The organism is Pseudomonas taeanensis MS-3 (assembly GCF_000498575.2).
Taxonomy (GTDB): domain Bacteria; phylum Pseudomonadota; class Gammaproteobacteria; order Pseudomonadales; family Pseudomonadaceae; genus Aquipseudomonas; species Aquipseudomonas taeanensis.
The window spans coordinates 1,418,802-1,439,708 of the sequence record NZ_AWSQ01000001.1 but is presented as its reverse complement, the minus strand read 5'-3'; the positions used below and the strand labels follow the sequence as shown (position 1 = coordinate 1,439,708).

19 protein-coding genes and 1 pseudogene are annotated in these 20,907 nt (G+C 65.2%); 12 read left to right on the top strand and 8 right to left on the bottom strand.

The genetic code is table 11. The annotated features are described in order from the left end of the window. Window positions 1-15: 15 nt before the first annotated feature. From TMS3_RS06215 to TMS3_RS06170, 10 genes are all read left to right on the top strand, one after another. Window positions 16-870 carry a MaoC family dehydratase gene (locus tag TMS3_RS06215; RefSeq protein ID WP_025164395.1) on the top strand — a complete coding sequence of 285 codons (855 nt, stop codon included), beginning with the start codon at window positions 16-18 and terminating at the stop codon, window positions 868-870. Between the two features lie 103 nt (window positions 871-973). Then, window positions 974-1,279, top strand: coding sequence for a nucleotide pyrophosphohydrolase (locus TMS3_RS06210; protein ID WP_025164394.1), 306 nt, complete (start codon window positions 974-976; stop codon window positions 1,277-1,279). Window positions 1,280-1,421: 142 nt separating this feature from the next. Beyond that, window positions 1,422-2,171, top strand: coding sequence for a methyltransferase (locus TMS3_RS06205; protein ID WP_025164393.1), 750 nt, complete (start codon window positions 1,422-1,424; stop codon window positions 2,169-2,171). 273 nt (window positions 2,172-2,444) lie between these two features. Further along, the gene (locus tag TMS3_RS06200) at window positions 2,445-3,041 is read left to right on the top strand and encodes a DUF4136 domain-containing protein (protein ID WP_025164392.1); all 597 of its coding nucleotides are present in this window, start codon (window positions 2,445-2,447) and stop codon (window positions 3,039-3,041) included. A gap of 56 nt (window positions 3,042-3,097) precedes the next feature. Continuing rightward, window positions 3,098-3,670, top strand: coding sequence for a DUF4136 domain-containing protein (locus TMS3_RS06195; protein ID WP_025164391.1), 573 nt, complete (start codon window positions 3,098-3,100; stop codon window positions 3,668-3,670). 95 nt (window positions 3,671-3,765) lie between these two features. Continuing rightward, entirely contained in the window at window positions 3,766-4,215 is a 450-nt protein-coding gene (locus TMS3_RS06190) for a DMT family transporter (protein WP_025164390.1), read from the top strand. Between the two features lie 259 nt (window positions 4,216-4,474). Further along, window positions 4,475-5,962, top strand: coding sequence for a SulP family inorganic anion transporter (locus TMS3_RS06185; protein WP_025164389.1), 1,488 nt, complete (start codon window positions 4,475-4,477; stop codon window positions 5,960-5,962). A 264-nt stretch (window positions 5,963-6,226) separates the two neighbouring features. Continuing rightward, on the top strand, window positions 6,227-7,078 hold the full coding sequence (locus TMS3_RS06180) for a universal stress protein (protein WP_025164388.1): 852 nt from the start codon (window positions 6,227-6,229) through the stop codon (window positions 7,076-7,078). A 116-nt stretch (window positions 7,079-7,194) separates the two neighbouring features. Continuing rightward, complete coding sequence (locus TMS3_RS06175) at window positions 7,195-8,325, top strand: GGDEF domain-containing protein (RefSeq protein WP_025164387.1); 1,131 nt, start codon at window positions 7,195-7,197, stop codon at window positions 8,323-8,325. 128 nt (window positions 8,326-8,453) lie between these two features. Continuing rightward, window positions 8,454-9,578: a GGDEF domain-containing protein gene (locus TMS3_RS06170; protein ID WP_025164386.1), complete on the top strand. Its 1,125-nt coding sequence runs from the start codon at window positions 8,454-8,456 to the stop codon at window positions 9,576-9,578. A gap of 119 nt (window positions 9,579-9,697) precedes the next feature. Here TMS3_RS06170 and TMS3_RS25910 read toward each other — a convergent pair whose 3' ends face one another. From TMS3_RS25910 to TMS3_RS06140, 7 genes and pseudogenes are all read right to left on the bottom strand, one after another. Further along, window positions 9,698-10,426 (bottom strand): methyl-accepting chemotaxis protein, encoded by a 729-nt coding sequence (locus tag TMS3_RS25910; RefSeq protein WP_407691605.1) that lies wholly within the window; start codon window positions 10,424-10,426, stop codon window positions 9,698-9,700. Between the two features lie 138 nt (window positions 10,427-10,564). Beyond that, window positions 10,565-11,584: pseudogene (locus TMS3_RS25905) on the bottom strand (cache domain-containing protein); the annotation flags it as partial. 280 nt (window positions 11,585-11,864) lie between these two features. Continuing rightward, window positions 11,865-12,596, bottom strand: coding sequence for an ABC transporter permease (locus TMS3_RS06160; protein ID WP_025164384.1), 732 nt, complete (start codon window positions 12,594-12,596; stop codon window positions 11,865-11,867). A gap of 17 nt (window positions 12,597-12,613) precedes the next feature. Continuing rightward, on the bottom strand, window positions 12,614-13,567 hold the full coding sequence (locus tag TMS3_RS06155) for an ABC transporter ATP-binding protein (RefSeq protein ID WP_235576609.1): 954 nt from the start codon (window positions 13,565-13,567) through the stop codon (window positions 12,614-12,616). A 32-nt stretch (window positions 13,568-13,599) separates the two neighbouring features. Beyond that, entirely contained in the window at window positions 13,600-14,766 is a 1,167-nt protein-coding gene (locus tag TMS3_RS06150) for an ABC transporter permease (protein ID WP_025164382.1), read from the bottom strand. A gap of 12 nt (window positions 14,767-14,778) precedes the next feature. Continuing rightward, entirely contained in the window at window positions 14,779-15,702 is a 924-nt protein-coding gene (gene osmF / locus TMS3_RS06145; protein WP_025164381.1) for a glycine betaine ABC transporter substrate-binding protein OsmF, read from the bottom strand. 155 nt (window positions 15,703-15,857) lie between these two features. Next, window positions 15,858-16,751 (bottom strand): EamA family transporter, encoded by an 894-nt coding sequence (locus TMS3_RS06140; protein WP_025164380.1) that lies wholly within the window; start codon window positions 16,749-16,751, stop codon window positions 15,858-15,860. 305 nt (window positions 16,752-17,056) lie between these two features. On the opposite strand from TMS3_RS06140, the gene TMS3_RS06135 reads away from it, so the two are divergent. Next, window positions 17,057-17,791 carry an AzlC family ABC transporter permease gene (locus TMS3_RS06135; protein ID WP_025164379.1) on the top strand — a complete coding sequence of 245 codons (735 nt, stop codon included), beginning with the start codon at window positions 17,057-17,059 and terminating at the stop codon, window positions 17,789-17,791. A 2-nt stretch (window positions 17,792-17,793) separates the two neighbouring features. Next, entirely contained in the window at window positions 17,794-18,117 is a 324-nt protein-coding gene (locus TMS3_RS06130) for an AzlD domain-containing protein (RefSeq protein WP_025164378.1), read from the top strand. A 130-nt stretch (window positions 18,118-18,247) separates the two neighbouring features. Here the strand turns inward: TMS3_RS06130 and pbpC are convergent, their stop codons facing one another. After that, on the bottom strand, window positions 18,248-20,584 hold the full coding sequence (gene pbpC, locus TMS3_RS06125) for a peptidoglycan glycosyltransferase PbpC (protein WP_029866147.1): 2,337 nt from the start codon (window positions 20,582-20,584) through the stop codon (window positions 18,248-18,250). Window positions 20,585-20,907 lie beyond the last annotated feature (323 nt).

The following is a 20,907-nucleotide window of genomic DNA, read 5'->3' as shown; positions in this document are numbered from 1 at the left end:
CAGAGGAGTTCACCCATGACCCACGACTGGCACGACCTGCTCGCCCCGCCAGCCCTGCCCGGCCTGTTCGCGCGCGCTCTGGTCCGCCGTGGCGTCACCGGCAAAACCCTGCCGAGCCATGGTCTGCGCTGCCAGATCAGCGTCGACCCCGAGCACCTGGCGCGTTACCGGCAGATCTGCGGCTTCGCCGACAACGGCCTGCTGCCGCCGACCTACCCGCATCTGCTGGCCTTCGCCCTGCAACTGCAGTTGCTGACCGACCAGCGCTTCCCCTTTCCGCTGCTTGGCCTGGTCCACCTGGAAAATCAGATCCGCGTGCTGCGCCCGCTGGGCGGCCTGGGACCGTTCGAGGTCAGCGTGCAGGTGAAGAACCTGCAGGCCCATGAAAAGGGCGCGCAGTTTAGCCTGATCACCCGTCTGCAAGACCAGCTCGGTCTGCTCTGGGAAGGCGACAGCCGCATCCTCTGCCGCGCCGTGCACCTCGATGGCCCAGTGGCCAAACGCGAGGAGCAGGGCGAACTGCCGCTGACCACCATCGCCCACTGGCAGGCGCCCAGCGACATCGGCCGGCGTTACGCGAAAATCGCCGGCGACTACAACCCGATCCACCTGTTCGGCGTGACCGCCAAGCTGTTCGGCTTCCCCCGCGCCATCGCCCACGGCTTGTGGAACAAGGGTCGCGCCCTGGCCGAGCTGGGCGAGCGCCTGCCCAGCGCCGGTTATCAGGTACAGGTTCGCTTCCAGAAGCCGGTGCTGCTGCCCAGCTCGCTCAGCTTGCTGGCCAGCGCCAAGGCGCCCAGCGGCCAGTTTCAATTGCTCGGTCAGGACGAGCTGGCACACATGGCCGGCAGCTGGCGAGCGCTGGACTAGCTGTCCGCCGCGGGTTTCGCCGGCATGCCGCGCGGATCGTCGCTGTGCTGGCTTGCAAGGGGGCGACTTCCGGCCGAAGCTATGCGGCTGAAAGGAGCTGCCCATGAACCTCACCGAACTCACCGCCCGTCTGCACGCCATCCGCGACCAGAACGACTGGCGGCAATTTCACAGCCCGAAGAATCTGGCCATGGCCGCCAGCGTGGAGATGGCCGAGCTGGTGGAAATCTTCCAGTGGCTGAGCGAAGACCAGTCGCGCCAGCTCGCCCCCGAGCAACTGGCGCATGCCGGTCAGGAGGTCGGCGACATCGTGCTCTACCTGCTGCTGATGTGCAGCGAACTGGGGATCGACATGGAGCAGGCGGTACGGGCCAAGCTGGCCGACAGCGAACGGCGTTTCAGCAAATGAGAACGCTTGCAGAATCGTCGCGAGCGGCTCGAGAGCCAGGAAGGACCGCAGCGAGAACCGAGGCAGTACAGACCGGTAGGGCGAGGTTCGAGCAAGGACCTGACGCCGCTATTGCGTCGCGCAGCAGATACTGGAGGCTTTCTTGAGCGATCGGCATTTCGATGAACTAGCGACCCGCTTCGCCGAGAAAATCTATGGCGGGGCCAAGGGCGCGATTCGCCTGGCGGTGCTCCAGGCCGACCTCGCCGAAGCCCTGCCGGATCGCCCGCTACGGGTGCTGGATGTCGGCGCCGGGCTCGGCCATATGTCCTTGTGGCTGGCCGAACGCGGACACCAGGTGACCCTGGCCGAGCCGGCCGAGCCGATGCTGGCAGGCGCCCGCGAGCGCTTTGCCGCCGCAGGACAAGCGGCGACCTTTATCCAGGCGCCCTGGCAGGACCTGCTCGGCCAGCTCACCGAGCCCTATGACCTGGTGATCTGTCACGCGGTGCTGGAGTGGCTGGCCGAGCCGCACAGCATCCTGCCGGTGCTGCATCAGCTCACCGCGCCCGAGGGCTGGCTGTCGCTGGCCTTTTACAACAAGGACGCGCTGATCTACCGCAACCTGCTCAAGGGCCACTTTCGCAAACTGCGCAAAGCCGAGTTCGCCGGCGAAAAGCAGAGCCTGACGCCGCAGCGGCCGCTCGACCCGCGCGAGCTGGCGGCGCAACTCGACGGCCATTGGCAGGTCGAAAGTCAGAGTGGCGTGCGGGTTTTTCACGACTACATGCCGCCGGAATTTCAGCTCAAGGCCGAGCTGATCGACCTATTGGAAATGGAGTTGGCCTACCGTCGCCATCCAAGCTTTGCCGGCCTCGGTCGCTACCTGCACTGGGTCTGCCGGCCACGTTAAGGTTAACTGACATAACCGTAGCCTGGATGTAATCCGGGAATTGAGTCAGGGACTCACGGTGGCCTGTAAAGTCGGCAAAGCCCCGGATTGCGTCCGGGCTACACAGCTGGAAATGGAGTTGGCCCATCGCCACGCTGAGGACAACTGACGTGAGCGTAGCCCGGATGCAATCCGGGAGTGAGCCGGGGAGCCAACCTGGCCTGTACAGCTGGCAAAGCCCCGGATTGCATCCGGGCTACACAGCGGCGCTGCGAGGCGCTGGCGGAGAATGCGATGAAGAGCTTGCCCCTGCTGTTGTTGCCCTTACTGGTCGCCTGCCAGAGCAGCAACCCTTACACCGCGGACTCCAGGCCCATTCCGCCCGCCCCGCCACAGGCGGCCAATCAGCTGGACCTCAGCGCCTATCCGGCGGCGCCGCGCGACTACTCCCGCTACCAGCGCTGGGCCTGGCTGAACGACCGTCTACCAACCGGCAGCGCCTGGGCCAGCTCGGCCCTGGTGCAGGAAGCGCTGAGCAATGCGCTCGACCAACGCGGCCTGCGCCCGGCTCAAGCTGGTGGCACGGCCGACCTCAGGGTCAGCACCGACTTGCGCCTGGAGCGGCGTATTCGCCAGGTCGCCGACCGCTATGCCAGCGGTTACCGGCATGATCCTTACGGTGACAACCTGGGCATGTGGGGCAGCACGCCACTGGTGCGCACCTATGAAGAAGAGGTGGTCGTGGTGGGCATCGAGCTGTTTGACGCCCACGATGGCCAAGCGGTGTGGCGCGGCAGCGCGCAGATGCTCAGCGACGGCAGCCAGGCCGAGCGTGCCGACGCCTTGCGCGCGGCGCTCAAGCGCGCACTGGAGAACTACCCACCGAACTGAACACAACTCTGCCTCAAACGCTCGGTGCCTGCGGCACCTTAATCTCGGGAGGCTCGATCATGCGCCTGCACCTGTTACTGCTTTCCACCCTGCTGCTAAGCGCCTGCCAGACCGCGCAGCTCAATCGCGACTTCGATCCGAACCGCGACTTCGCCGCCTACCGCAGCTGGAGCTGGCAGGAACCGGCGGTGCAATACCGCCCCGACGATCCGCGGATCAACAGCGACCTGACCGAGCAGCGCCTGCGCACCGCAGTCAGCGAGCAACTGGATCAACACGGCTTGCGCCCGGCACCCGGCAACACCCCGGCCGACCTCAAGGTGCAGGCCTGGTTGATCGTCGATAACCGCCAGCAGCAGATCAGCACCGGCTACGGCGGTGGCTGGGGCGCGGGCTGGGGCCATCAGTGGGGCGGCGTCTGGGGCGGCCCGGCCTATGTCGAGACCCGCACCGTGGACTACCAGGTCGGCACCCTGCAGATCGACCTGTTCGACGGCAAGGACGGCAAGCTGGTATGGCGCGGCAGCGCCGAGCAAACCCTGCGCAGTAGCCAGGCAAGTCCGGCCGAGCGCAGCGCGGCGCTGCGTGAAACGGTGGTCAAGGTCCTCAGCCAATACCCGCCCCGTTAACGTCTGGTATCCGCAATCACCAGCGGCGCCAGCAGTCCTGACAGTGCAGACAGCTTTTGCGGCATACTTGCGCGCTTGCCCTGCTGGAGATGCCCATGCCCGCCCCGATCTGGTGGTTATTCGCCCTGCCCTTTATCGCCGGCGCCTGCCTGCCGCTGCAAGCGGGGATCAACGGCCAGCTGGCCAAGCACGTGTCCAGCACTCTCAGCGCCGCCTTGATCTCCTTTCTGGTCGGCAGCCTGGCGCTGCTGGTAATGGTCCTGGTGCAGCGCGAGGCCCCTACCCTCAGCGCCCTCAAGGGCCTGACCTGGTGGCATTGGAGCGGCGGTCTGCTCGGCGCCTTTTTCATCTTCATCGCCGCCTTCGCCGGACCGCGCATCGGCGCCCTACTGCTGATGGCGCTGGTACTCGCCGGCCAGCTGGGCATGGCGCTGACGCTCGATCACTTCGGCTGGGCCGGCTTTCGCGAGGCGCCGATCAGCCTCGGCAAGCTCGGCGGCTTGCTGCTGATCATCGTCGGCATCTGGCTGATTCGGCGCGGCTGAAGCGCCTGCGCAGGTGTGCTCAGGCGCCGCTAAAGACCTGCTCCGGCTAACGCCCCGCTTGCCCACGCGCCGCGCCAAAGCCGCCAAGCCGAGTGCGCGTCAGGCCCCGCTGTGTTAGTTTGTGCGCCCTTTTTTGCGTGTGCGAACCGGCCCAAAGTCGCCGGACTCGTGTTGCACCGCGCTACCTTGCTCATCTGACATTCGCCCCTGCCGCCGCGCACTCGATGCGCCAGCGGATCATCGCCATCGGGAACACGCCATGCTGCACAGCCTGAAAAACACCTGGTTCTTCAACATTCGCGGCGACGTGCTCGCCGGTCTGGTGGTCGCCCTGGCGCTGATCCCGGAAGCCATCGCCTTCTCGATCATCGCCGGAGTCGATCCCAAGGTCGGCCTCTACGCCTCCTTCTGCATCGCCGTGGTGATCGCCTTCGTCGGCGGTCGTCCGGGGATGATCTCCGCCGCCACCGGGGCCATGGCCCTGGTCATGGTGACCCTGGTCAAGGAGCACGGCCTGCAGTACCTGCTGGCCGCCACCCTGCTCACCGGGGTGCTGCAGATCGGCGCCGGCTACCTCAAGCTCGGCAGCCTGATGCGCTTCGTCTCGCGCTCGGTGGTCACCGGCTTCGTCAACGCCCTGGCGATCCTGATCTTCATGGCCCAGCTGCCGGAGCTGACCAACGTCACCTGGCACGTCTACGCCATGACCACCGCGGGCCTGGGCATCATCTACCTGTTCCCCTATGTGCCCAAGATCGGCAAGCTGATCCCCTCGCCGCTGGTGTGCATCCTGTCCATGACTGCCGTGGCCATGTACCTCGGCCTGGATATCCGCACCGTCGGCGACATGGGCGAGCTGCCGGACACCCTGCCGATCTTCCTCTGGCCCGAAGTGCCGCTGAACCTCGAGACCCTGGCGATCATCTTCCCCTACGCCGCCGCGCTGGCGGTGGTCGGCCTGCTCGAGTCGATGATGACCGCGACCATAGTCGACGACCTGACCGACACCAGCAGCGACAAGAACCGCGAGTGCAAGGGCCAGGGCGTGGCCAACATCGCCTCGGGCCTGCTCGGAGGCATGGCTGGCTGCGCGATGATCGGCCAGTCGGTGATCAACGTTAAATCCGGCGGCCGTGGCCGCCTGTCCTGCCTGGTGGCCGGCTCGGTGCTGCTGCTGATGGTGGTGTTCCTCAGCGATTGGGTCAGCCAGATCCCCATGGCCGCGCTGGTCGCGGTGATGATCATGGTGTCGATCGGCACCTTCAGCTGGGACTCGCTGCGCAACCTGAAGAGCTTCCCGTTGTCGACCAACATCGTCATGCTCGCTACCGTCGCGGTCACCGTCTATACCCACAACCTGGCCTACGGGGTGTTCGTCGGCGTGCTGCTGGCGGCGATGTTCTTCGCCAACAAGATCGGTCACTTCCTGTACGTCGACTCCGAAGTCGATAACGATGGCAGCCTGCGCACCTACCGCGTGGTCGGCCAGGTGTTCTTCTCCTCCGCGGACAAGTTCACCGCTGCCTTTGATTTCAAGGAAGCGCTTGATAAGGTCGTCATCGACCTGTCCCGCGCACATTTCTGGGACATCACCGCGGTCGCCGCCCTGGACAAGGTGGTACTCAAGCTGCGCCGCGAGGGCACCGAGGTCGAAGTGCTCGGCCTCAACCAGGCCAGCGCCACCATCGTCGACCGCTTTGGCGTGCACGATAAGCCCGATGCCGTCGACAGCCTGATGGACCACTAACAGGCCGTTGCAAAACTACTGCGCTAGGCTAAGCGGCGTTGAAAGCGGCCTAAAAATGCTCATTTACAACGCGTAAACTGCTCTTTTGACTCACTACGTTCGCCCTATGGGCCAGCCTGCGGCTGTTACTCCGCTTCGCTACGTTGCGGCCGCTTTCGCCTTGTGACCCACATGGATGTGGGAAATGCCGTTACCCGTAGGGAACGGGTACGGCCCTAGCCGTCGCTCGCTACATTTTTCAACAGCCTGTTAAGGAGAACACCCATGCCGCATGTCTTCGCCTGTATCGACGGTTCCCCCGCCGCTCCCGCCGTATGCGACTACGCGGCCTGGGCCAGCCTGCGCCTGCAGGCGCCGCTGAGTCTGCTGCATGTGCTGGATCACGCCCAGTACCCACAGCCGAGCGACCTGAGTGGCGCCATCGGCCTGGGCAGTCGCGAGCACCTGCTCGATGAGCTGGCGGCCCTGGATGAGAAGCGCAGCAAGCTGGCCCTGGAGCAGGGTCACCTGATGCTCGAGTCGGCCAAGGCGCGCGCCACTGCCGCCGGGGTCGATAATGCGCAGTTGCGTCAGCGTCACGGCGACCTGGTCGACAGCCTGGGCGAACTGCAAGAAGACATCCGCCTGCTGGTAATCGGTCGCCAGGGCGAGGCCAGTGCCAGCCTCGGCCAGCACATCGGCAGCCACCTGGAGAACGTCATCCGTACCCTGCAGCGCCCTGTGCTGGTCAGCTGCGGCGAGTTCAAGGCGCCACAGAGCTACCTGTTCGCCTTCGACGGCAGCGCCACCGCACGCAAAAGCATCGAGATGATCGCCGCCAGTCCACTGCTCAAGGGACTGGTCTGTCATCTGGTGATGGTTGGCAGCGAGAGCGACGAGGCCTGGGAACAGCTCAAGTCCGCCCAGCGGGTCCTGCAGGAATCGGCCAGCGAAGTGCACATCGCGCTATGCGCCGGCGAGGTCGAATCGAGCCTGCACGCCTATCAGGCCGAGCACGACATCGATCTGCTGGTGATGGGCGCCTACGGCCACTCGCGGATTCGCCAGTTTCTGGTCGGCAGCACCACCAGCCACCTGCTGCGGTCCAGCACTGGTCCGCTGTTGATCCTGCGCTAACAGCCCGAACCCCAGGCCCGCGCCATGCGGGCCAGAGCGGGTCGCAACTGGACTGTCAATTTCCCTCTGGCAGAAGCACTATGCTTTAACCCAGTTGTCTTTGTGATCACACGCTCATGGCCGACACCGAGTTACCCCGCCAGCCAGAGACCTTCGCCCTCTGGCGAGAAGCCCAGGACACCAGTCTGCGCACCCGACTGGGCGGCGCCTATTACCTGCTCGCCTGGCTGCTCACCTGGCTGTTCAGCGCCGCGCCGGTAGAAATGCTCGAATGGGGCCTGGCCGGAGTAGGTTTCTTCACCCTGATGCTGACCCTGCGTCTGCTCAACCGACTACCGGCCGAACAAGCCCCACAAGCGCTGCGTACCTGGCTCGACCGGCACTGGGCGCTGATCCTGCTGACGGCACTGGCCTGGGGGTTCACCCATGCCTGGGTACTGCACGATCCGCTGTTCAGCGACTCGCGCCTCATCGCCACCCTCAGTACCATCGCCTTCAGCACTGCATTGGCCTTCAACTTCTCGATGCGCAAGGGCCATGCCTACCTCGCCTTGCTGCTGCTGTATCTGCCGGGCCTGCTCGCCCTGACGCTGCTGTGGAACGAACAGCGCGCCACCTTGATCACCCTGGCGTTCTACCTGAGCTACCTGCTCCTCGCGCTCAATCGCAGCCACCGCGAGTATCGCAACACCCTGACCCTGGAACTGAAACTGCTCGAACAGCAGGAAAACCTGGAATTGCTCAGCCGTACCGACAGCCTGACCCAGCTGGGCAACCGCTATCACTTCAACAGCCTGTTTCCGGCGATGGTTGCCAACGCTCAGCGGCAGAGTAATTCGCTCTCTTTGGTGCTGCTGGATATCGACTATTTCAAGCAGGTCAACGATGCCCACGGCCACGCCTGCGGCGACGCCTGCCTCAGCGCCTTTGCCGAACTGATGCGCCAGGTCTTCCGCCGCGACAGCGATGCATTGCTGCGTCTGGGCGGTGAAGAGTTCGGCGTACTGATGCCCGGCACCACCTTGGAACAGGCTCACCTGCTGGCCGAAAGCTTCCGCCTGGAACTGGAGCAACACGGCTTCAGCGTACACGGGCAGAACCTGCCGCTGACCACCAGCCTGGGGGTCGGTTGCTTCGACAAGAACCGCGACGTCAGTGCCGAAGCCTTCTTCAAGCGTGTCGACGACGCGCTGTACCGGGCCAAGGGTGCCGGACGCAACTGCCTGATCCTGGCGTCCGTGGCGTGAGCCAGGCGTGGCACCGGCGCGTTGACCCGCCAGCCGCCGCTCATCCAGCTGACGCCTGCACCTATCAGGCATACCAAAATGCCATCATTCCGCTAGGCTAAACGAGTGATCCCTGGAGTCTGCAGTTCATGCCAGCCGAGCCCCCCGCCATTTCCAGCTCGTGTTTCCCGCTCTGGCGCGAAGTCAACGATGTGTATATTCGCTCCCGGTTCGCCGGCTATTACTACCTGCTGACCTGGGCGCTGCTGTGGCTGACCAGCGCCCAACCCTGGCAGAATCTCTGGGTCTGGGGCGGCGGTAGCGTTGTGCTGCTGACCTTCTTCTTCCTGCGCAACTTCAGCCGTCCCTGCAAACAGCAGGTGGCGGCCCAGCTGCAACACTGGCTGAGGCTGCAATGGACGATCATCCTCCTGCACTCACTGGCCTGGGGCCTGATGCTGGCGGGCATCCTGTATCACCCGGATATAGTTGCCTCGCACTTTCTGGTCATGCTGATCGTGGTGGTGTTCAGTACTGCCCTCGCCTTCACCTACCCCATGCGCATGCTGCCCTGCGCCCTGGCGATACTCCTGGTTTACCTGCCCAGCAATGTGGTCAAGTACCAGCAGGGCACCAGCGAAATTGGCGAATCCGTGGCTCTGGCGATCTACCTGGGTTACCTGGGGCTGTTTCTCTATCGCTGGAACCGTGAATACCGTATCGGACTCAAGCGTGAGCTGCGCCTGATTCAACACAGCGAAGAGTTGGAGGAGCTCAGTCGCACCGACGCGCTGACCGCGCTGGGCAATCGCCTGCAATTCAATTCACTTTTACCCAGCTGGCAGGCAAATGCGCGCCGGCAGAACAGCCCGCTGTCGCTGATCCTGATGGACATCGACTACTTCAAGCAGGTCAACGACCGCTTCGGCCACAGTGCCGGCGACCTCTGCCTGCACGCCTTTGCCGAACGCATGCGCCAGGTGTTCCGCCGCGACAGCGATGTGCTGATGCGCGTTGGCGGCGAGGAGTTCGCCGTACTGATGCCCAACACCCCGCTGGAGCAGGCCGTACAACTGGCAGAGCACTTTCGCAACGATCTGGTCTGCCACCCCCTGCAACTGCATGACCAGGCCCTGCCGCTGACCTGTAGCCTGGGGGTGGGCAGTTACCTGCCGCTGAGCGATGACTCGACCGAGAGCTTCTACAAACGCATCGACGACGCGCTGTATCGGGCCAAAGCCAACGGCCGTAATCGCTTGGAGCTGGCAGAATGACCCGCCCACGCGCAGAAACCCAGTAGGCGCCTATGGTTGCCACTCTTCGAGCAGAAGAGGTTGCAGCACCCAGCCGACGCACAGACCACTCGCGACTGCGACTGGTCTGTGCTGATCGCTTAGAGCCTGAACCGACCCATCTGCCCGGCAAGGTCATCGGCCAAGCCACTCAGGGTCTGGCAATCCGCGCGGCAGGCACGCACCTCGGCGGCAGTGGCATGGGCCAGGTCGGCGATGCCCTGCACGTTGCGGTTGATTTCTTCGGTCACCGACGACTGCTCCTCGGTCGCCGCCGCCACCTGGGTATTCATGTCGCTGATGCTTTCCACCTGGGTGGTAATCGCGCCAAGCGACTGCCCCGTACGCTGGCTGGCCTCGACCCCCGTGCTGGTCGCCGCTTGCCCGGCATGCATCGAGCTGACCGCCGTGTCCGCGCCCTGCTTCAAGCGCAGGATCATCTGTTGGATTTCATCGGTGGAGGCCTGAGTCCGGCTGGCCAGGGTACGCACCTCGTCGGCCACCACGGCAAAGCCGCGGCCCAGCTCGCCGGCACGCGCGGCCTCGATGGCCGCATTCAGCGCCAGCAGATTGGTCTGCTCGGAAATCCCGCGGATCACCGCCAGCACCTGATCGATTGACGCCACCTGCTCGGCCAGCTCGCTGACCGCCGCGGCCGCGCCGCCAATGTCGGTGGACATCCGTTCGATATGCTCAATCGACTGACCAACCACCAGCCCAGCTCGCTGAGCCTCATCGCGGGCGCTGTGCGAGGCATCGGCGGCACTGCTGGCGTTGCGGGCGATTTCCTGCACGGTCAGGCCCATTTCATGCACCGCCGTGGCGACCATATCGGTCATCTCCTGCTGCTGGCCGGAGCGCCCGGCGGTGTTCTCGACCACCTGAGCGACCTGGCCTACCGCACTGCGCAGACGTTCGCTGGTGGCCAGCACCTCGCCGATCAGGCTGCGCTGGCTGCCGATAAAGCGGTTGAAGCCACGCGCCAGATCGCCCAGTTCATCGGCCCGCGACTCGTCCAGCTGGCGGGTCAGGTCACCGCCACCGCCACCGATTTCGACCAGTGCGGCAGTCACCTGACGGATCGGCCTGACCAGACCACGGGCCAGCCACACCACCAGACAGAGGAACACCAGGGCCACGCCGACGCCGATCAGGCTGCTCATCAGCAGCGCCTGGCGCGCCTCGGCATAGATTTCCGCCTCAGGCACCTCGCTGACCAGCAGCCAGTCCAGGCTGTTGAACTGCTGCGCCAGGGCCAGATACGTTTCCCCGTCGCGCTCGAAGCGTACGACCTTGCCCGCGGCGCCGAGCAACTCGACCGCAGGGGCTTCGCCCAACAATTGCGACAGGCGCCCACTGCCATTCATCTCGGCCTGCGGATGGACCTTGATATTGCCCTGCCCATCGACCAGAAACACCTGGCCCTGCTCACCGAACCGGAAGTCGCGGATCATTTCCGACATCGCCTTGAGGCTGAAGCCCAAGCCGGACACCCCCAGGGTCTTGCCGTCGCGCTTGATCCGTTGGTTGATGAACAGCGTCGGCAGGCGCGTGCCCTTGTCGATGTCTATCTCCAGCACCTGGTCGCGATTGCTATCGACCAGTTTATAGAACCACTGGTTCTCCGGCTGGTTACGGTTGATCGTGCGCACCAGACCGGCGCCGGTGGTGTAGTTGCCGCTCGCCAATACGGCAATCGAGGTGGTCATGGCGTTCTGCTGAACGCGCACCCCCTCCAGGTAGCGGGCGAACTCATCGCGCCGCTCCGGATCCTCGCCTGCGGCCAACCAATCCTGCACCAGGCTGTTCTCGGCAATCCCGGCATTGGCGGTAATTGGCGCGGCAAGCACCCGTTCCAGATCGTTACGGATCGCCAGCACCCGCGCCGGCAATGCCTCCTCGACCAAGTAGCGCTCGGTCAGGCGATTGACCACCGCCGAATAAATGCCCACCACGATCAGGATGCTGGCGAGCAGGGCCGCGCCCATGCTGAGGATCAACTGCCATTGAATGCTACGTTGCCAGAGGCGCATGGAGAGTCTCCTGTTGTTGTTCTCAGAGTGTCGAGCCGATAATTGTATACAAAACTGTTCACACAACTACTGGCAATTCCACTCACTTATCGACTCAGGAGTCAGACCCTTGAGCACGACCATCAACAACCAGGCCTCAAGCCGACCAACGGCAGTTATGCGCCTACCCTGAGCACGGGTTAGCCGACTCGGTCTGGCCAAAGGCTGGAGCGCCCCCGCCCGTGCGCCTCTCTCGTCAGAGGCCCTGACGCTCGGCAATCAGTTGCTGCAAGCGCTCGAAGCCGCTGTCGACGCTGACGGCCAGCAAGCCGATCAACAGCGCCCCCTGCAGCACATAGGCGGTGTTGCCATTGACCAACCCGGCGATCACCGGATCGCCCAGGGTACTGGCGCCGATGGTCGAGCCAATTGCCGCGGTGGCGATGGTCACTGTCACCGTGGTGCGGATACCGGCAAAAATTACCGCCGCCGCCAGTGGCAGCTCCACCTCGAACAACACCTGCCGCGGCGCCATACCCATGCCTTGCGCGGCTTCCAGCACCGCCGGCGGCACGCCCTGCAAACCGGCCAGGGTATTACGCAGTACCGGCAGCAGACCGTAGAGCACCAGCGCGACGATGGTCGGCAGGCTGCCGAAACCGAGCAGCGGCACCGCCAGCGCCAGCACTGCGACCGGAGGGAAGGTCTGGCCGATGGAGGCGACCTGGCTGACCAGCGGCAGGAAGTCCCGGCCCCAGGCGCGGGTCGCCAGAATCCCCGCCGCCACACCCAGGCTGACCGACACCAGCGCTGCCACGCCGACGATCAGCAGGTGATTAAGCAGCAGCTGGGCAAAGCTGTCGCGCTGGTAGATGACCGCCCCCGTGCCCGGCTGAATCTGCCGGAACAGCGCCTCCAGTTCGGCCATGCCGAGCACTGCCGCCAGCAACAGCAGCGACCAGGCCAGCGGCGCCAGCCAGGGCCTCAACCCGGATAACCCTGCCGTCATGCCGTCGCGCCGTGCAGCAACGCGCTGATCGGCAACAGCCCGACCGCACGACCCTCGTTATCGCGCACACAGAGTTCGCCGACACGGTGCCAGAGCATCAGCGACAGGGCCTGACGCAGGCTGTCCTGAGCAGCAACCGAGAAGGCCGGTGGCGTGCCCTGCAACGGCAGCATGCGCTCGGCGACCCGCTGCAGGCTGGCGCGCTTGAGGCCGCGCTCGCCCTGGCCGAGCAGGCTCTCGACAAAGGCATTGGCCGGGTGATTCAGCAGGTTGACCGGGGTGTCGTGCTGGACGATGCGGCCCTGGTCCATGACCACGATGCGCGTCGCCAGCTTGAGCGCCTCGTCGATGTCGTGGGTGACGAAGACGATGGTCTTGTGGATCCGCGACTGGATGCGCAGCAGTTCGTTCTGCAGGCTGTCGCGGGTGATCGGGTCGAGCGCGCCGAAGGGTTCGTCCATCAGCAGGATATCCGGGTCGCCGGCCAGCGCCCGCGCCACCCCGACCCGCTGGGCCTGGCCACCGGACAGCTGGCTGGGAAACTTGTGGGCGAAGTCGGCGTGGGGCAAGCCCAGCAGCTCCAGTAGCTCATGCACCCGCGCCTCGATGCGCTCAGTCGGCCAATTCAGCAGGCGCGGCACCACGCTGATATTGCGCGCCACCGTCCAGTGCGGAAACAGCCCGGTGTTCTGGATCGCATAGCCCATGCGCCGACGCAGCCGCTGGGCATCCAGCTGGGCGATGGCTTGCCCGTCGATACGGATATCGCCACTGGAGCAATCGATCAACTTGTTGAGCAAGCGCAGGGTGGTGGACTTGCCGCAACCCGAGGTGCCGACTATCACGCAGATTTCGCCGCTGTCGATCCGCAGGGAGATCCCGTCCACCGCCGCCACGCCTTCGAACAAGCGACTGACGTTGTCCAGCTCGATCATCGGTCGTGCACTCATGCTGCCCCTCCAGGCTGAACTCGGCCGTTCACTCAGCCCACTCCAGGCTGAAAATAACGGGCCAGGGCACTGAACAGCGCATCGGCGAGCAACGCCAGGACGATGGTCGGCAGCGCGCCGAGCAACACCAGATCCATGGCGCCCTGACCCAGGCCCTGAAAGATAAAACTGCCGAAGCCCTCGGCGCCGATCAACGCCGCCACCGCGGTCAGGCCGATGGCCTGGATGCTGGTGATGCGCATGCCTTCGAGAATCACCGGCAGGGCCAGTGGCAGGCGCACCTGGCTGAACACCTGCCACGGGCTCATACCCATGCCGCGCGCCGACTCGATCACCTCGGCCGCCACCGCCTGCAGGGCCACACTGGTGTTACGTACGATCGGCAGCAGGCTGTAGGCAACCAACGCCAGCAGTGCCGGCGCCCAGCCGATGCCGCGAATACCCAGTTGCTGCAGCAACGGCGAGTGCGCCGCCAGGTAGCTGAGCGGCGCGATCAACAGACCGAACAGGGCCAGGCTGGGGATGGTCTGGAAGAAATTCAGCACACCGAACACCGAGCGCTGCAACTGCGGCTGGCGACGGATCAGCAAGGCCAGGGCCACACCGAACAGCAGGCTGAAACCCAGGGCGCCGCCAACCAGGCCCAAGTGCCCGCGCAACGCCTGCCAGAACTGCGCGCTACGGCTGCTGTACTCGCGCAACAAAGCCAGCGGCTCCAGATAACCGCTGTAGATCAATAATCCCGTGACCAGCAACAACCCCAGCGGGCCCAGGCGCCACCAGCCAGCAGCAGGCGCCAGGCGCTGGCGCACCTCGATCAGCAGCAACAGGGCGAAAAACAGCAGGCTCCAGCAGCCCGTCGCCAGTCCGGCGCGCGCCTGGGCTTGATCAGCTGGAATCTGCGTATGGATGAACCAGGCCAGGCTCGCCGGCCATTGCAGCAACAGCAGGCTGATCAACAGCAGCATGCCGCGATAGCCTGCCGGCGAGGGGTGCAGCGCCAGCGCCGCAAGCGTCACCAGCGCCGCCAACAGCGCTACGGCCCAGGCTGAGCCCAGGGCGGCAAACAGCCCGAAGCCGCTGCCGGGCACGATGCGATTGGCCTGCACGCTGGCGAAGTCGCCCAGCAGCAGGCTGCCAATGGCCAGCGTGACCAGGGTCAGCACCACCCGGTTGCTCGCGCTCGATAGCAGCCGCATGAGCGTGCGGGCTTAGGGCTTCAGGCTATCCAGAAAGGCCGTGGCCACCAGACGCGGATCGGCACCATTGACCGCCACCTCGGCATTCAGTTTTTGCAGCACCTGCAGGTTCAGCGCGGCAAACACCGGCGCCAGCAGGCTTTCTATCTGCGGGTAGGCTTTCAGGGTGTCGGCGCGTACCAGCGGCGCCGGCTGATACACCGGCTGCACGCCGCGCGTATCCTCCAGCACCTGCAAGTCCAAGGCGCTCAGACCACCGTCGGTGCCATACGTCATGGCGCCATTCACCCCATTGGTCTGCAGCGCCGCGGCGCGCAGGGTGGCGGCGGTGTTGCCGCCGGAGAGAATCACCAGCTGCTCTGGGCTCAGGCTGAAGCCATAGGCCGCCTGGAAGGCCGGCAAGGCACTGGGCGACTCGACGAACTCGGCGCTGGCGGCGAACTTGAACTCGCCGCCGGACTTCAGGTAACGGGCCAGGTCATCCAGGGTGGCCAACTGGTTGGCCCGCGCCAGGTCCCCGCGCACACTCATGGCCCAGGTGTTATTGGCGTTGGCAGGCTGTAGCCAGACCAGCTGATTCTGCTCCTGATCCAGCTGCTTGACCGTAGCGTAGGCCTTGGCCGCATCCTTCCACACCGGGCTGTCGCCGAGGTCGAAGAAGAACGCGCCGTTACCGGTGTACTCCGGGTAGATGTCGATCTCACCGGCAATCAACGCCGTGCGCACGATGCTGGTGCCGCCCAACTGAATCCGCTCGGTCACCGGCACTCCGCCGCGCGCCAGCGTCTGGGCGATCAAATTCCCGAGCACCGCGCCTTCGGTATCGATCTTCGACGACACCACCACCGGCTCGGCAGCGAAAGCACTGCCCAGACCGAACAGCGAACCGGCGAACAAGGGCAACAACAGGCGTTGGCAACGAGAGAGCAGAGACATGGATGACCTCGTGAGCAGTGATGGCGGGCGCGGCACTAAACAGCGTCTGGATAGAAGGGTAAGACAGCCCGGCCCTGGCGTCCAAGCGCTGCCGCACATCAGTCCGGGCTGATCGCCCCTGTGCAGCCTTTCGCGGCACCCGCCGAGGGCGCAGGTTACAAAGGCCGGCCTTGCACCTGAAGGAAGCGGCCGAACAGCCGCGCGCCGAACACGTTGACCAGCAGCCCGACCATGACCAGCAGCGCCCCGGCCATTTGCAGTTGGCTCAGTTGTTCGTCGAGCAGCCACGCCGACGAACTCAGCCCGATCACCGGCACCAGCATCGAGAACGGCGCAATCTGGCTGGCCGGGTAGCGCGACAACAGGCGACTCCACAAGCCGTAACCGAGCAAGGTCGCCACAAAGGCCAGGTAAACGATTGCCAGAATCGAGGACAGACCGATGCCTCTGAGGGAGCTCTCGATCAGCGCCGGGCCCTCCAGCAGCCAGGACAAGGCGAAAAACGGCAGCGGCGGAATCAGGCTGCCCCACACCACCAGCGCGAGCAGATCGACCCGACCGACTTTTTTGGTGATGATATTGCCCATGCCCCACATGGCCGCCGCACAGATAGTCAGCGCAAGACCGGCCAGGGTCATCGCCCCGCCACTCTGCAGGCCAATCAGCAGCAGTCCGGAGGCAGCGACCAGCAGACCGAGCAGATTACTCGCGCGCAGTCGTTCGCCGAGCAGCAACGCCGCCAGGAACAGGGTGAAGAAGGCCTGGGACTGCAGCACCAATGACGCCAGCCCCGCCGGCATGCCGACCGCCATCGCCGAGAACAGGAAAGCGAACTGACCCAGCGAGATGGTCAAGCCATAGGCCAGCAACCAGCGCAACGGCAGCGCGGGACGCTTGATGAAGAAGATCGCCGGCAGCGCCGCCAAGGTGAAACGCAGCGCCCCGAGCAGCATCGGCGGCACACCGTCCAGCCCGACCTTGATGACCACGAAATTCAGGCCCCAGGCCACGATCACCACCACGGCGAGGCACAAATCTTTCGGTGACATGCCGCTGACTCCAGGACGGGCGAGAAAGCCTTTATAAAAACATTCGCGGGCATGCAGCCGCCAATACAGTCCGGGCTTAATCGGGCTGCACAGTTGGTCTAAGGGGGGACGGCGACTGACTTGGCCGGGTACATTTCAGGGTCGTGAATGGAACACCCGCGATGCGACCGGCGCATTAAGCTTGTGCCGGCGGTCTGGCTGAACCTAGTGGCTTGTGTGGCTAGCTCAATTAGTCAATTTCGCCGTTTGGGGCGCCGACACCTGCCCCGCCATGCACATACAGACAGGCATAGTCAGGAGACTCCATGGCCCTTACAGCACACCCGGCCTTCAGCGCCGGGGCCAAGGCGGTCGCACCACTGCTTCCGGGGATGATTCCATTCGGCATGATCGCCGGTATCGCCGCCATCGACGCGGGGTTGTCACCCAGTGCCGCACTGGCCATGTCGGTCGTCATCTTCGCCGGTTCGGCGCAGCTGGTGGCCGCCCAGTTGATGAGTGTCGATACCTTGTCGCTGGTGGTCATCCTCACCGCTCTGGTCATCAACCTGCGTTTCACCATGTACAGCGCCTCGATCGCGCCTCACTTCCAGGGTCTGAACTGGCGCTGGCGCTGGCCCATGGCCTACCTGCTCACCGACCAGGCCTATGCGCTGAGCATCACCCGCTATACCCTCGACCCTCAGGCCCCGGCCAAGCACCTGTATTACCTGGGGACGGCGCTGCCGATGTGGCTGACCTGGGTGGGGGCCTGCGCCGCCGGGATCTTCCTCGGCGCCGGGGTACCCGCGAGCTGGTCGCTGGACTTCACCATTCCACTGTCTTTCCTGGTGCTGTTGATCCCCTCAATCATCGACCGGGCGACCCTGGCCGCCGCCGTTACCGGTGGCATAGTGGCTGTCGCGGCCGCCGGCCTGCCCTACAACCTGGGCCTGTTTCTGGCAGCCGCCAGCGGCATCGGCGCCGGCCTGCTGGTCGAGGCCCTGCAGCCGCCCAAAACCGTTCCCATGCTGACCAACTCGCCAACCGGGGAGGATTGACCATGTCCAGCAGCACCGCCTGGCTGATCATTCTCGCCATCGGCATCGGCACCTTCGCCCTGCGCCTGTCGTTCATCCAGCTGTTGGGGCGGGCCAGCCCTCCTGCATACCTGCAACGCGCCCTGCGCTTCGTGCCGGCGGCAGTGATGGCCGCGCTGGTGCTACCGGCCCTGGTCAACGTCAACGGCGCGATCGATCTGTCCCTGGGCAACGAACGATTGCTGGCCGGCGCCCTGGCCGCATTCGTCGCCTGGCGCACCCGCCAGGTCCTGTTGACCCTGGCGGTGGGCATGGCGGCGCTCTGGCTGCTGCAGGCCTATGGCTGAGGCTTGGGTGTGACTGCGTTTTGGTTACGCCTGCTGACACCGTCCGCTCCGGCACGGCAGTCCGGTAGAGATAATCCCGACGGCGCAGTGCCTGGAAGGAGACGAGCAGGCGTATGACAACCCATGCGCCTCATTCGCCAACGCTGAACGCCAGCCGCGCAGTCTGCCCGCTCTCATCCAGCACGCTGAGCTGGTACTGGCCGCTGTGCGTAAAGACATGGGTGAACTCGATTTCGTTGGCGGTTTCATCGATGGGTCGACCATCGATAAACCACCAGCGCCGACCGCTACCGCCCAGGGCAGAGAGGCGCAAGCGTAGTGGCTCGGCACTCCCGGCCGGGCGACGCAGGCGGTCGCCTTCGCGGATGCCGACAATCGACAAGGGCGCGGCAACCGGTGCGCGCAGCGGTGGGCAGGCGGCGTCAACGGCCGGCAGGCGCGTGCTGCGGTGCTCGCGACGGGGCAACCAGGGCTCCAAGGGGGCCGGCCACAGTGCCACGCGCTGCGCTTCGGCGCCTGGGCAACTGGCATCCACTCGCAGACCTTTGTCGTTGAGCCAGACGTTCTCCTGCAAACCCAGGCCCAGCGGCTGATCCAACGCCTGCAAGGTCGGCGGCGTGGTGCCGTCCAGGGTCCAGGCGAAACGCTGGCGGCGACAGTTATCGTCGTCCTTGGCCAACGGCTGGCCCAGAGGCCAACAGATCGCCGCCACGCCAACCTCGGCCGGCTGCGGGTCGGCCGGCACAGCCAGGCCACGCTGACTGTCGCGGTTGCTCAGCAGGTCATGTACTTGCAGCAACAGTGGCGCGGCCGAGGCCAGGCCGAATTGGCCAGACACCGGGGTGCCGTCGGGTCGGCCTATCCACACTCCGACTACGTAGCGCGGCGCCACACCGATCGCCCAGGCGTCGCGAAAGCCATAGCTGGTGCCGGTCTTCCAGGCCAGGCTGGGGCGCTGCACCAGCTGCGCACGCGGGTCGCGATCCGGTCGCGCCTGACCGCTGAGGATGCGCCGGACTATCCAGGCGGCACCGGGCGACAGCAGGCGCCGTTCATAAAGAGGGTCTTGCGGCTGGAAACGCAGGCGCGCGGCCTTGCCGCTGCGGGCGAAGGCGCTGTAGCCGCCGACCAGCTCCTCCAGGCGACTGCCGGCGCCACCGAGAATCAGCGCCAGGTTAGGCTCGGCCAGCGGCGGCAGGGCCAGGGGCACGCCGGCCGCGCGTAGCTCGCCGGCGAAACGCTTGGGCCCGTAGGCCTCCAGCAACTGCACCGCCGGTAGATTGAGCGAGCTGGCCAAAGCCTGACTGGCCGACACCGCGCCACTGAAACCGGCGGCGAAGTTGCCCGGGCGGTAATCGCCGTAACGCCGTGGCACGTCCTGCAACAGCGACTCGGAATGGATCAAGCCGGCATCCAGGGCCATGCCGTAGAGAAAGGGTTTGAGGGTCGAGCCTGGCGAACGCAGGGCGCTGACCATGTCGACGTGGCCGAAGCGACGGGCATCACCGAGGTCCACCGAGCCCAAGTAGGCGCGCACCGCCATGCTCGGCTGCTCGACCACCAGAATCGCCGCCGAGGTGCGCTCCGGCAACCGCGCGCGCCAGCCCAGCAGCAAGTCCTCCAGGCGCCTTTGCAGGGCGGCATCGATAGTGGTGCGGATCAGCGGCGGACTGCCGGCCGTGTTCAGGCGTCGCGCCAGCAGGGGTGCCAGCCGTGGCTGTTGGCGCGGGGCGAGGATCACCGCTTCCTCCAGGGCATCCTTGACCCGCGACTGCGGCCACACCTCGAAGCGGGCCAGACGCCTGAGCACCTTGTCGCGCGCCGCCTGGGCCCGCTCGGGGTGGCGATCCGGGCGCAAGCGGCTGGGCGCCTGGGGCAGTACCGCGAGCAGGGCGGCTTCGGCGCGGGTCAGGCTGGCCGGCGACTTGCCCAGGTAACTCCAGCTGGCTGCCGCCACGCCTTGCAGGGTGCCGCCGAAGGGCGCACGGTTGAGATAGAGGCTGAGGATTTCCTCCTTGGACAGGTGCCACTCCAGCTGCAGGGTACGCCATAGCTGCTTGAGCTTGCCGGGCAGCGAGCGAGAATGCGGGTCGAGCAGCCGCGCCACCTGCATCGACAGGGTGCTGCCGCCGGAGACCAGCCGCCCGCCCGCGAGGTTCTGCCAGGTGGCGCGGACCAGGGCCAGGGGATTGACTCCGGGATGGCGGTAAAACCAGCGATCTTCGTAGGTCAGCAGCGCCTCCAGGTAATAGGGTGAGACCTCGGCCGGGCTGACCGGATAACGCCACACACCGTCACTGTCGGCGAAACGCCATAGCGGCGTACCGTCCTCGGCCAGTACCACGCGGGCCAAGTCGTCCTCGGGCAGGGGCAAGGGGAACAACCGGTCGGCCAGCCACAGCGTCGCCAACACCAGTAGCGGCAACGCAACTACCAGCAAAGAACGGCGACGCGTCTTGCCGAACAGTGCCGCCCGCCTCCATACCGGCCACTTGCTCAACGGGCTAACCCCCTGAAATAGAAATATTTATCCAGCCTTTAGCGGCAATCAGCCACCACCACGACAAGCCATAAGAATGACGTCAAACCACAATTGAAAAACGCGAAACCAACCGATCGTCGGATTACTGTCACAAAGTGATTTTTCGCTCAGGTCGCGCCTTTACAAGGCATCGCCGCCCACCTAAACCAATATCACACTGACATCAGGGCAAGTAGGCCGCTCACCTGGATCAGTTGCCACGCAAACACAAGCATCACTCTCATAACACGACAGCAGAGGTTACCGCG